This window comes from Sphingobium terrigena (assembly GCF_003591655.1).
Classification (GTDB): Bacteria; Pseudomonadota; Alphaproteobacteria; order Sphingomonadales; family Sphingomonadaceae; genus Sphingobium; species Sphingobium terrigena.
On record NZ_QVRA01000003.1, the window covers coordinates 310,783 to 322,988 of the forward strand.

A 12,206-nucleotide genomic window follows, 5' to 3' on the forward strand; every position below is an offset into this window, starting at 1 on the left:
CCTATTCCAGCGCCGCGACGGCGGCGACAAAGGCATCGCCGCGCGCCTCGAAATCGCGAAACTGGTCGAAACTGGCGCAGGCGGGCGACAGCAGCACCACATCGCCCGGCTGCGCGATCCGCGCGGCGCGGCGCACGGCGGCGCTTAGCATCTCGCTATCATCCACCGCCATAGACCCGCGCAGCAGGTCAGCGAACATATGCCCCGCCTCACCGATCGTATAGGCATGGGCGACATTGCCGAAATGCGGAACGCACTCGTCCAGATTGTCCGACTTGGCGACGCCCCCCAATATCCAGTGGATGCGTGGGCGTCCGTCGATCGCAGGCCATGCGGCCAGCGCCGGCGCGGTCGAGGCCGCATTGGTCGCCTTGCTGTCATTGACGTAGAGCACGCCGTTACGTGTGCCGACCGCCTGCATCCGGTGGGGCAAGCTGGCGTAGCTGGTCAGCGCATTGGCGATGGTGGCTTCATCAATGCCCAACGCTTGCGCGACAGCAATCGCCACCGCAGCATTTTGCGCATTGTGCGGGCCTTGCAAAGCTGGCCAGGTCAGCTGGGCGACGGGATCGATGTCAGTGGACGCCACCCTCACCACGCCGTGCTCCCGCGCAGGCGGGAGCCCAGTCCCAACCGTCGCCTCTGGGCTCCCGCCTGCGCGGGAGCACAAAGTTTCGGCAATTGCCCGGCTCGATTCATCCTCCGCCGCAATCACCGCGACATGGCCCGCCGACTGCATCGTAAACAGTCGCGCCTTGCTCGCAACATAGCCCTCAAACCCGTCATAGCGGTCCAGATGATCGGGCGTGATATTAAGCAGCACCGCCACATCGCAGTCCAGACTATGCGTCAGGTCGATCTGATAGCTCGACAGTTCCAGCACATAGACGCCCACGCCATGCAGATTCGGCTCCAGCGGCGGCTGGCCCAGCACCGGCAGGCCGATATTGCCGCCCATGACCGTGGGATAGCCAGCCTGCTCGATGATGTGGTGGATCAGCGCTGTCGTGGTCGACTTGCCGTTGGTGCCGGTAATGCCGACCACCTTGTGCGGCGGCAGCGTCGGGCGGGCCAGCGCGAACAGTTCGATGTCACCGATGATCGGCACGCCCGCCAGCTTGGCGCGCATGGTGATCGGGTGACGGTTCAGCGGCACGCCCGGCGACACGACGATGCCGTCAAAGCCTGTCAGGTCGATCTCCATCGGATCGCCCAGTTCCGCCTTGCCCGCGACCGCCGCCCGTGCTTCCTCACGCCCGTCCCACGCCACAACCCGCGCGCCGCTGGCCGACAGGCAATCGACGGTGGCCAGGCCGGACCGCGCCAGCCCCAGCACCGCATAGGTCTTGCCCTTAAAGGCGTCCGAAACGATCATCGCAGCTTCAACGTCGCAAGGCCGGCCAGCGCCAGGATGAAGGCGATGATCCAGAAACGGATCACCACGGTCGGCTCGGCCCAGCCCAATTGCTCGAAATGATGGTGGATCGGCGCCATCTTGAACACGCGCTTGCCGGTGCGCTTGTAGAAAAACACCTGGATGATGACGCTCATCGCCTCCACCACGAACAGCCCGCCGATAATGCCCAGCACGATTTCATGATGCGCGGTCACCGCGATCACGCCGATCGTCCCGCCCAGCGCCAGCGACCCGGTGTCGCCCATGAAAACCGCCGCAGGCGGCGCGTTGAACCACAGGAAAGCCAGCCCCGCACCGATGATCGCCCCGCAAAGGATCGTCAGGTTGCCCGCGCCCGGCACATGCGGAATCCCCAGATATTCGGCAAAATCCGCGCGCCCCACCAGATAGACGATCAGCATGAACGCCAAACAGGCGATGATGACCGGCATCGTCGCGAGACCATCCAGCCCATCGGTCAGGTTCACCGCATTGCCGAACGCCACGATCACGAAGGCGGCAAACAGGAAATAGAACGGCCCCAGCTCGATCGCCGGGCCATTGTAAAAAGGCACATAGAGCGCGGTATTGCCATGCTGCGACACGATCAGCCAGGCGGCAAAACCCGCGATCAGAAATTCAAACAACAGCCGCGCCTTGCCCGACAGCCCCTTGTGGCTGGCCTTGGTCACCTTGTCATAATCATCCAGAAAACCGATCGCGCCGAACCCCAAAGTCACGAACAGGCAGGCCCAGACATAGGTGGAGTTGAGGTCCATCCACAACAGCACCGACGCCACCATGGAAGTGAGGATCATCAGCCCCCCCATGGTCGGCGTGCCGCGCTTGGCCAGATGGGTCTGCGGCCCGTCGCTGCGGATCGGCTGCCCCTTGCCCTGCCGCACCCGCAACCAGCCAATGAATTTGGGACCGATCAACAGGCCGATGAACAAAGCGGTGAAGATCGCCGCGCCCGCGCGGAAACTCAGATAACGGATCAGGTTCAACCCGCCCGCAAAGTCCATATTCTGGGCCAGCCAGTAGAGCATCAGTTGGTCTCTCCGTCGCGGGCGCGTTCGCCAAGCGCCGCGACAAGCCGGGACAGCCCGATGCCGTTGGAGCCTTTGACGAGAATAGCATCGCCCGCGCGCATGTCAGTGGTCAAAAGGGTAATGGCGCTCGCCGTATCAGGCACATGGGCATAGGCAATGCTGCCGTCCAGCGCATCGGCCAGCGGCGCCATTTCCGCACCGACCAATATGGCATAATCCACCTGCCCCGCCTCCAGCGGCCCGGCCAGACCGGCGTGAAGCTCCGCGCTGCGCGCACCCAGTTCACGCATCCCGCCCAGCACGGCGACCCGCCGGTCGGCCGTTTCACGCCCCAATTGCTTGAGCGTCGCGGCCATGGACAGCGGGTTGGCGTTGTAACTTTCATCAATCAGCAGCGCCTCGCCACCCGTAACAGGTAGAACGCGCCGCTCGCCCCGGCCCGGCAGCCCCGGCATTTCCGCCAGCGCCAGCCCCGCCGCCGCCAGATCGCCCCCGACCGCCGACACCGCCGCCAGCACCGCCAGCGCATTGGACACCCAATGATCGCCCGGCGCAGCCACGGTAAAGCAGAGTTCCGCGTCCGGCAGCTTCGCCGTCACGAGCGTCCCGCCACCGGGCGCAGGCACGGCCTCGCACGCATGAACGTCCGCCTCGGCACTCATGCCAAAGGTCAGGATATTGGCAGCATGGCGCTCCGCCTTGTTATAGAGCAGCGCCACATGCGGGCTGTCATAGGGGATGATCGCGGTGCCGCCCGGCTCCAACCCCTCGAAAATCTCCGCCTTGGCCTCGGCGATCTTCGCCTCCGTGCCGAAATATTCGATATGGGCGGGCGCGATGGCGGTGACGATCGCGACATGCGGGCGCACCTGCCGGGTCAGCGCGGCCAGTTCGCCCGCATGGTTCATCCCCATCTCGAACACGCCAAAGACCGTATCGCGCGGCATCCGCGCCAGGCTCAGCGGTACGCCGACATGATTATTATAGCTTTTGACCGACCGATGGACCTGCCCCGGATGGGCGCGGTCCAGCGCCTGAAACAGCGCTTCCTTGGTCCCGGTCTTGCCGACCGATCCGGTGACCCCAATCACCTTGCCAGCCATCCGCGCCCGCGACGCCCGGCCCAAGGCGTCGAGCGCGGCGGCACTGTCCTTCACCAATATATGCGGATGATCCACCGGCTCGCTGACGAGCGCGCCCGCCGCGCCCTGCGCAAAGGCCTTGCCGATAAACTTATGCCCGTCGGTCGCCTCGCCCTGCATCGCGACGAACAGGTCGCCGCCGGTCACTTCGCGGCTGTCAAACGCCACGCCCGAAACGGCAAACGGCGCCGACGCGGCGCCGCCCGTTGCCTTGGCTATCTCGGCGGAGGTCCACAGGTCCGCCATCACTCGCCCCATCCGTTCGGCCCCGGACTTGATCCGGGGGAAGTCGAAGCCCTCCACTGAGCGGAGCGAAGTGGCCTCCCTATCGGTCGGCCGAGCCCTTCGACTTCGCTCAGGGCGAACGGAATTGAGAACCGCATCAACCCGCGCACTCCCGCGCCACGGTCACGTCATCAAAGGGCAGCACCCGGTCGCCGATGATCTGGCCCTGTTCATGCCCCTTGCCCGCCAGCAGCACGATGTCGTCAGCGCCCGCCAGCGCAATGGCAGCGGCAATCGCCGCACGACGCCCGCCAATTTCTTCAGCACCCGCCGCCCCCGCCATCACGGCAGCGCGGATCGCAGACGGCTCCTCCGACCGCGGATTATCGTCGGTCACGATGACATGATCGGCCAGTTCCGCCGCAACCTTGCCCATCAGCGGCCGCTTGCCCGCATCGCGATCCCCGCCCGCGCCGAACAGCGCGATCAGCTTGCCCTTGGTATGCGGCCGCAACGCCTCGATCGCGGCGCGCAGTCCGTCGGGCGTATGGGCATAATCGACATAGACCGGCGCGCCCGCCTTGCTGATGACCGCCCGCTCCAGCCGCCCGCGCACCGGCTGCACCCGGCCCAGCAGTTCCAGCACCTTGGCCACGTCCCCGCCGGTCGCGATCACCAGCCCCGCCGCCGTCAGCGCATTGGCCGCCTGATAGGCACCGATCAGCGGCAGATTGACCTTGAAGAGCTTGCCATCCGCTTCGATGCCCAGCGTCTGCCCCAATTGCGTGGGCGTGCGCGTGACGAGCCGCAGCGCCTCACCCTTCTCGCCGACGCTCAGCAGGCGCAAACCCCGCGCGGCAACCCGCGCCATCACCTTGTCCGACCAGGCATCATCCGCCCACACCACCGCCGCGCCATCCGGTGCCACGACTTCATCGAACAGCCGCATCTTGGCGTCGAAATAGCTGTCCATGTCGCCATGATAGTCGAGATGATCGCGCGACAGGTTGGTGAAGCCGCCCGCCAGCACCGGCAGGCCTTCGGTGCGATATTGCGCCAGCCCATGGCTCGACGCCTCGAACGCGGCATGGGTGATGCCTTCGCGGCGCAGGCCCGACATGTTCGATAGAAACGTCACAATGTCCGGCGTGGTCAGCCCCGTCGACACCTGATCGACCGACGTGGTGACGCCCAGCGTGCCGATCGACGCGGCATGATGCCCCATCATCCGCCACAATTGCCGGGTCAGTTCGACCGTGCTGGTCTTGCCATTGGTGCCGGTCACAGCGACCGTCACATCGGGAAAGGGCGCAAAATAGCGCGCAGCCAGTTGCGCGAACAGGCGGCGCGGATTGGCGTGGGCGATATGGATCGCGCCCTCGACCTTCGCCTCAGGCCGGGCGACGACAGCAATCGCCCCCGATTTCACCGCATCGGCAATATAATCCTCACCATTGACGCGCAGCCCCTGAAACGCGCCGAATATGGTGCCGGGCGCAACCTTGCGATTGTCGATGGCAAAGCCGGTGACATTGACGTCCAGCGCCGCGCCGGCGCTCACCGCCGCATCCAGCCCGTCGATCAGACCGCCCAGGCGCGTCATTCAGCTTCCCCCTTGGGCTTCCACAGCAAGGACGTCAGGTCCGAAATATCGACGTCGCGGCGCTCGTCCGGCATCACCCCCAGCATCGGCCCGGTCCGCTCGATCACCCGCTTGACCACCGGCGCGGCGGTCCAGGCGGCGGTGCGCAGGCCGATCGCGCTGGTCGCGCCATCCATCATGGTCAGCACGACATAGCGCGGATTATCCATTGGGAAAGCGGCAGCAAATGTCGTCACCAGCGAACTCTTATTATAGCGACCATCCTCAGGTTTCTCGGCGGAACCTGTCTTGCCGCCCACCCGGAAACCCTTGGCGTCGGCGCTACGCCCTGTACCCGCCGCGACGATCAATCGCAACAGCTGGCGCATCCGCGCGCTGGTGGCGGCGGAATAGACGCGCTGTCCCTGCGGTGCCTCACCCGGCTCCAGCTTACGCAGCGTCGCGGGGCGATAGATGCCGCCATTGACCAGCGCGGCATAGGCGCTGGCCAGATGCAGCGGCGTCACCGCGATGCCATGGCCATAGGATACGGTCATGGTGGTGATCCGCCCCCAATTGCTGGGCCAGATCGTCCCGGCCTGCTCCTTCAACTCAATGGGCGCGCGCCCGTCGAAATGCAGGGCGCGGAAAATCTGCTGCATCGGTGCCGCGCCCATTTCATCGGCGATCCGCGCGGTCGCGATGTTGGAACTGTGGACCAAAGTTTCCGGCACGTTGATCCAGCGGCCCATCGCATGATCGTCCTTGATGCGAAAGCCGCCGATCGGGATCGGCGCGGTCGCATCATAACGCTTGCTCATCGACGTGACGACGCCATGGTCCATGGCCGCAGCGATCGAAATCGGCTTGAAGGTCGACCCCAGTTCGTAGCGCGCCTGCACCATCTGGTTGCACAAGGGCGACTGGCTGCACGATTTGCCCGCATAATTTTGCAGCTTGTTGGGATCGAACACCGGGATGGAGGCCATCGCAATCACTTCGCCCGTATTGGCATCCAATATGATGCCGCCCGCGCCCTTGGCATGTTGCGCGACCATCTGCGCATAAAGCTCGCTTTCCAGCGCGCCCTGCACCCGGCTGTCGATCGAGATGGCAAAGGGCTGGCCGCGCAACGCCGCATCGGTCAGCCGGTCGTTGAACGCGGATTCCACGCCCATGCCGCCAACGCCATCGGCATTGGGCGCAAAACCCAGCACATGGGCGGCAAGCGTGCGCTGCGGATAGAGCCGCTCCTTCTCGCGCGGAAATTCGATGCCGATTTCGCCCAGCGCATTCACCGCCGCAACCTGCTCCGGCATGGCGCGGCGGCGCAGATAGGCCCAGCCCCGACCGGTCAGCTTCTTGTAAAAAACAGCCTCGGCCTCATCGGGGAAAATCTCGTGCAGCTTGCGCGCCAGTTCGGCCGGTTCGCCGATCAGCTTGGACGGGCGCACCGCCACCGAATAGGCGTCCATCGTCCGCGCCAGCGGCACGCCGTTGCGATCCACAATATCGGCGCGCGCAGGCAGGAAGGCCGACAGGGCATCATCCCCGGTCGCGCCATGCGCAAAAACGCCGACCCACAGGAGCCGGCCGATCAGCACCGTCGTCACCGCCATGAACAGGATCAGCAGCAACATCAGCCGGTTATGGGCGATGGCGGTCAGGCTGACCCGTTGCCGTCCCGCCCGCGCCCCGCCGGGCTGGACGATGATCGTGGCCATATCAGCGTGCTCCCTTCTTGCGCTCGCGCGCCGCCGTGGCGCTCAACTCGCCCAGCGTGCTGTCGTCCAGCAGCTTGGCGTCCAGCATCGCCATCCGTTCCGCCTTGCGCGCGACCGGATTGGGCTTCGACACGTCGGCATCGGCCTTGGCCTGCACCGCCGGCGTGCGCGGCGCGGGCTTGGCCAGCTTCTCGACATTGTCGGCCGCGTGCGCCTCGCGGATCACGGCAATGTCGCTGCGGATCTGGGTCGCGGCGGGGCTGGCGGGCGCTGCCTGCGGGGCGGACGGCAGGTCGGCGGGGGTCTCGACCATCGCCACCATCACCGGCGGCGCGACATAGTCCGGCCCGTTGGGCTGCACCCCATCGAGCTGCGCCAGCGCCCGCTCTCCGGCCAGATATTGGCCAGCGGTCGGCGTGCCATACATGAAGTCATGCTGGTTCCAGCTTTCCAGCTGCCGCATCGACGCGCGCGCGCTGAACTCGGTCTCCAGATAGCGAATATCGCCCTTCGCCCGCGCAATCTGCATCCGCACCTGCATCATTTCATTGCGCTCGGTCGCGACCTTCAGGGACACCAGATAGGCGCCCAGCGCGCCCAGCGCGACCAGCAAGACCCAGATCAGGCTCTGCAACCTTTTGACGGCGATCATGCGCGGGGACTCCCGGAGGACGAAACAGGGGCAGATGTGCGCACGGCGCTGCGCAGTGTGGCGGATCGGGCGCGGGGGTTGCGCGCCAGCTCCGCCTCGCCCGCGCGCACCGCCTTGGTGGGCTTGGCAAAGGTCGGCGCGTCGGCGGCGCGCTTTTCGGGCATGTGCCGCGACCAGCCGCCCTCGCCCCCGCTGCGGTTGCGCAGGAATTGCTTGACGATGCGATCTTCCAGACTGTGGAAGCTGACGATGGCCAGACGCCCGCCTTCCTCCAGCAGCGCCTCGGCTGCCTCCAGCGCGCGCTCCAGTTCCTCCAGCTCGCGATTCACATGGATGCGGATCGCCTGGAAGGCGCGGGTCGCGGGGTCTTTCTTGTCGTGCGGCTTGTGGCCCAGCGCACGACGGATGACATGGGCCAGCTGCCCCGTCCGCTCCAGCGGGCGCGCATCGACAATGGCATGGGCAACCCGGCGCGACCGCGGCTCCTCACCATAACGGTAGAGGACATTGGCGATCTCCTCTTCCGACGCATTGTTCAGGAAATCGGCCGCGCTCATCCCGTCCTGGCTCATGGTCATGAGCAGGGGACCATCGGACTGGAAGGAAAAGCCCCGGTCGGCCCGGTCGAGCTGCATCGAGGATACGCCGATATCGAGCGTGATGCCCGACACTTTCTTGATGCCGCGCTCCGCCAGCAATTCCGCCATGCGCGAAAATTCGCCCGCGATCAGGGTGATGCCATGCGCGTGCGCCAACGCCTGCCCTTCGCGGATCGCATCGGGATCGCGATCCAGCGCAAAGACGCTCGCGCCCGCCAGCGCCATCGCCCGCGAATAGCCACCCGCGCCGAACGTGCCATCCACATGAATCTCGCCAGGGGTTATGGCAAGGGCGCGGAGAACTTCGTCGAGCAGAACCGGAATATGCGGCGCAGCATCAGTGTCGGGCAGGCTCACTTGCCGCCCTCCGCTGCGCGCGCGTCGAGCCAGCGCTTCACCTTGTTGCGGATCAGCGCCGGGCGATCAGGGCTTTCGACCAGCGCTTCAGGCTTCCAGATCTGGAAATAGCGGCCCACGCCATAGAAGAACGCCACGTCGGTGATGCCGGCTTCATCCTTGATATCGGGGTGCAGGAAGAAGCGGCCGCCATCATCGAAATTGACGTCCTCGATCGTGCCGAGGCGATTTTCGCGTTCCAGATCGCCGTTGAAGGGCCGGTTCGCCTCGCGCGCCAGCCGTTCCAGTTCAGCGACTTCATCGAACAGGAAGCGCTTGTGCGACAGGCCAAAGCCGGTGGCGCAGCCATTAGCCATATGGACGGACAGGCACAGGCGATTTTCATCGCCGCTGGCCTGACGAACCAGCTTGCGCATCTCCAGGGGCAGCACGAAACGGCCCTTGCCGTCCGCGACGCTGAACGCGTTGCCCGAATAGAGAATGACGTCCGACACGCTGGAAATTCGCCCCTTTCATGCGGGGCACAGGCCACCCGTCGCCGGAATCACTGGATGGACATCCGGCACGCAGGAATCGCCAACACCTGATTAACCCCAATTGCCTGATTACCTATCAAGCATGGGGCCGAGTGAAAAGGGAAAAGTCGGGAGAAACTGGGATAGAGCGTTAGAAAATGGGTCTAACTGATTTTCATCGGCATTTCCAGCATATTTTCATGCTTTGTTCTCATCAATCTCATTGTTCAACTCGCTGTCTGACTCGCCGCAACAGCCCTGTTCCCACCAGTGCCCATATTGTCCCAAAAATCAGCGCCCAACGCAGCCCCAGAACCACGTCGCGCCCATCTCGCAACCAGCGCCGCCCATCATCCATCGTTCCGCCCAGCCATTGCGCCACCAGCGCAGGCGTATCCGCCGCCCATACCCGCGGATCGAGCGGACGCGCCGGATCGGCCAGCCAGAGCCGGTCATCGATCAGGTCGGCATCGCCCACCAGCACGACGCGCCCCTGCCCCACCCGGCAGCGGACGATCGCGCCACCCTGCTCCGCCGCACATGCTCTGCCTGCCTTGAACGATTGCGTCCCGGACAGAGTGACAAGCCGCCCATCGTCCAGAAACTGCCGCGTCTCCGCCTCCACCAGCGCGTCCGGCACCGCGCCCCAATGGGTCAACAGCGGACCGATCAGGCTGGCCGATGGCGGACGCCGACGATCGCTCAGCGGCAAGTCGGACGGCCAGCGCAGCAACGGATCGGCCAGCACCAGCGCCGTGCCGCCACCCCGCACCCAGGCGTCGATCGCCACCAACTGGTCGGGCGTCATCACGCGCGGCTGCGCCAGCAGCAGGGCGCGCGCACCAGAAGCCGCCAGTGCGCGGGGATCGTCCAGCGGCTGAACGGTGAAGCGTGTCCGCAGCAGGGAGACGATCGGCGCGTCAGCCAGTCCCGCCTTGTCCCAAAACAAGGGCAAAGCGGTGATGACAGCCAATGCTGGCCGCTCAGCCACCGGCGCGATCGGTTGCGCCGGGCCACGCCATAAGATCAGCCCCGCCAACGCCAGCAGCCCGACCCCGATCAGCCGCTTGCCCGGCACGCGCAGCCCCCGACTGCCAAACCCCGCCAGCAGCGTCACAAGTAGCAGCCCAACAGCCGCGAGAGGGTCAGGCGCACGCGCAGCCGCGATCGCGCACAATATCAGCGCCGCCCCCGCCGCGCCCATCGCGATCCACACCAGCCACCGTCCCAAATCCTTGGCCAGCAATTGCGCCATCAGCGCCACCATCAGCGCAGCGGGCAAGGCCCAGCTCCACGGATCGGCCTGCCCGCCCGATCGCCAGGCACGCGCCAGCCCCGCCATCAGCGCGGCGAGGACGGGCAGCAGCAACACCAGAAAAATCGTCAGGCGGCGCGGCACCCTCATCCGCCCATCACTCAGCGCTGCTGCGGATCGCGGTCCATCGGCTTGCGCAGATTGGGATCGGGCTGGAGATCAGGCACGACCGGTGCCTGTTCCGGCGCGGGCTGCACGCCCAGTTCGGCGAGCGGATCCTTGGGCGACACGGCATTGGTGGACGACAGCGTCGGCACCACCGGCGGCGGCAGCGCGGCATCATCCTGCCGCGCCTTGTCGATGACGATATTGGCGAGGCCCACCAGCAATATGACACCCGCCAGACCGGTCAGCCCGATCTGGACGCGCTGCAACCCTTCCAGTCGGCGGGGTGTTTCAGCCATGCCTGCGCTCTTATGCTCTTCGCCGCGACCCGTGTCGGCGATCATGCAGTCTGCGCCAGCCAGGGAAAGACCGTCAAGCCCTTAGATTCCAGCCATTGCCGGTTGTAGAGGGTCGACAGATAGCGGAACCCCGTGTCGCACAATATCGTCACGATCCGCTTGCCCGGTCCCAATTGCCGCGCCAGTGCGACCGCGCCCGCGACATTGATCCCCGATGAGAGACCCAGGCACAGCCCTTCTTCGCTCAGCAACCGGCGGACCCACTCCAGCCCTTCCTCGTCGGAAATGCGGAACTGCGTGTCGATCGGCGCGCCTTCCAGATTGGCGGTGATCCGCCCCTGCCCTATCCCTTCGGCGACCGAACTGCCCTCTGCCTTCAACTCGCCACAGGCATAATATTCGTACAGCGCCGCGCCGTGCGGATCACTCAGCGCAATGGTGATCGCCTCATCCTTGGCCTTGAGGCCCAGCCCCACGCCCGCAATCGTCCCACCAGTCCCCGCCGCGCAGGTGAAGCCGTCGATCCGGCCCTCCATCTGGGTCCAGATTTCCTCCGCCGTGCCGACGATATGCGCCTTGCGATTGGCGATATTGTCGAACTGATTGGCCCAGATCGCCCCTTCCGTCTCCTCCGCCAGACGGCGCGACGTATGGACGAAATGGCCGGGGTTGGAATAGGCTGCGGCCGGCACCGTCACCAGCTCGGCCCCCAGCGCGCGCAGCGTGTCCATCTTCTCGCGGCTCTGGGTTTCGGGCATGACGATGATCGTCTTGTAGCCCTTGGCATTGGCGACCAGCGCCAGGCCAATGCCGGTATTGCCCGCCGTCCCCTCGACAATCGTGCCGCCGGGCTGGAGCAGCCCTTTTTCCTCGGCATCATTGACGATGAACAAAGCGGCGCGGTCCTTCACCGACGCACCGGGATTGGCAAATTCGCACTTGGCGAAAATATCGCAGCCGGTCGCATCGGAGGGACCGGCGAGGCGCACCATCGGCGTATTGCCGATCAGCGCGAGACTATGGGGTTGTAGCAGCATCCCCCACGCATAGCGGACCCCGCGCGCCTTTGCCAAGCAAGGGAATGATGGCCGCTCAAAAGAGCGCGTTTCATACCTTAAAATCCTCCCCCTTTGAGGAGACCTTTGCAAAACCGATCAGATGTGATTCTGTTTTGATTGTGGGAGGGATGGTCGATGCATCGTTCAAGTGGTCAGGGGGATTTGGGTGGAGCCTGGTTGTCGCC

General features: G+C 65.3%; 11 protein-coding genes. All 11 read right to left on the minus strand.

The features are described from left to right. Window position 1: 1 nt before the first annotated feature. The 11 genes from murD to D0Z70_RS05510 all read right to left on the minus strand — a co-directional run bounded on the left by murD (window position 2) and on the right by D0Z70_RS05510 (window position 12,000). A complete protein-coding gene (gene murD, locus D0Z70_RS05460) occupies window positions 2–1,375 on the minus strand; it encodes a UDP-N-acetylmuramoyl-L-alanine--D-glutamate ligase (RefSeq protein WP_119744410.1) in 1,374 nt (457 codons plus the stop codon). Next, window positions 1,372–2,445 carry a phospho-N-acetylmuramoyl-pentapeptide-transferase gene (gene mraY, locus D0Z70_RS05465; RefSeq protein ID WP_119744411.1) on the minus strand — a complete coding sequence of 358 codons (1,074 nt, stop codon included), beginning with the start codon at window positions 2,443–2,445 and terminating at the stop codon, window positions 1,372–1,374. The genes murD and mraY overlap by 4 nt, the downstream gene beginning before the upstream one ends. Continuing rightward, window positions 2,445–3,836 carry a UDP-N-acetylmuramoyl-tripeptide--D-alanyl-D-alanine ligase gene (locus D0Z70_RS05470; protein WP_119744412.1) on the minus strand — a complete coding sequence of 464 codons (1,392 nt, stop codon included), beginning with the start codon at window positions 3,834–3,836 and terminating at the stop codon, window positions 2,445–2,447. The genes mraY and D0Z70_RS05470 overlap by 1 nt, the downstream gene beginning before the upstream one ends. Window positions 3,837–3,972: 136 nt before the next feature. Beyond that, a complete protein-coding gene (locus tag D0Z70_RS05475) occupies window positions 3,973–5,418 on the minus strand; it encodes a UDP-N-acetylmuramoyl-L-alanyl-D-glutamate--2,6-diaminopimelate ligase (protein ID WP_119744413.1) in 1,446 nt (481 codons plus the stop codon). Beyond that, the gene (locus D0Z70_RS05480) at window positions 5,415–7,121 is read right to left on the minus strand and encodes a peptidoglycan D,D-transpeptidase FtsI family protein (protein ID WP_119744414.1); all 1,707 of its coding nucleotides are present in this window, start codon (window positions 7,119–7,121) and stop codon (window positions 5,415–5,417) included. Before D0Z70_RS05480 ends, D0Z70_RS05475 begins: the two co-directional genes overlap by 4 nt. A gap of 1 nt (window position 7,122) precedes the next feature. After that, complete coding sequence (locus D0Z70_RS05485; RefSeq protein WP_119744415.1) at window positions 7,123–7,773, minus strand: LapA family protein; 651 nt, start codon at window positions 7,771–7,773, stop codon at window positions 7,123–7,125. Continuing rightward, window positions 7,770–8,729, minus strand: a complete 960-nt coding sequence (rsmH, locus tag D0Z70_RS05490) for a 16S rRNA (cytosine(1402)-N(4))-methyltransferase RsmH (protein ID WP_119744416.1) — start codon at window positions 8,727–8,729, stop codon at window positions 7,770–7,772. Before rsmH ends, D0Z70_RS05485 begins: the two co-directional genes overlap by 4 nt. After that, the gene (locus D0Z70_RS05495; protein WP_119744417.1) at window positions 8,726–9,223 is read right to left on the minus strand and encodes a division/cell wall cluster transcriptional repressor MraZ; all 498 of its coding nucleotides are present in this window, start codon (window positions 9,221–9,223) and stop codon (window positions 8,726–8,728) included. Before D0Z70_RS05495 ends, rsmH begins: the two co-directional genes overlap by 4 nt. 241 nt (window positions 9,224–9,464) lie before the next feature. After that, a complete protein-coding gene (locus tag D0Z70_RS05500; RefSeq protein WP_239018818.1) occupies window positions 9,465–10,649 on the minus strand; it encodes a GldG family protein in 1,185 nt (394 codons plus the stop codon). 11 nt (window positions 10,650–10,660) lie between these two features. Beyond that, window positions 10,661–10,963, minus strand: coding sequence for a hypothetical protein (locus D0Z70_RS05505; RefSeq protein ID WP_119744456.1), 303 nt, complete (start codon window positions 10,961–10,963; stop codon window positions 10,661–10,663). 41 nt (window positions 10,964–11,004) lie between these two features. Beyond that, window positions 11,005–12,000, minus strand: coding sequence for a cysteine synthase A (locus D0Z70_RS05510; RefSeq protein ID WP_119744457.1), 996 nt, complete (start codon window positions 11,998–12,000; stop codon window positions 11,005–11,007). Window positions 12,001–12,206 lie beyond the last annotated feature (206 nt).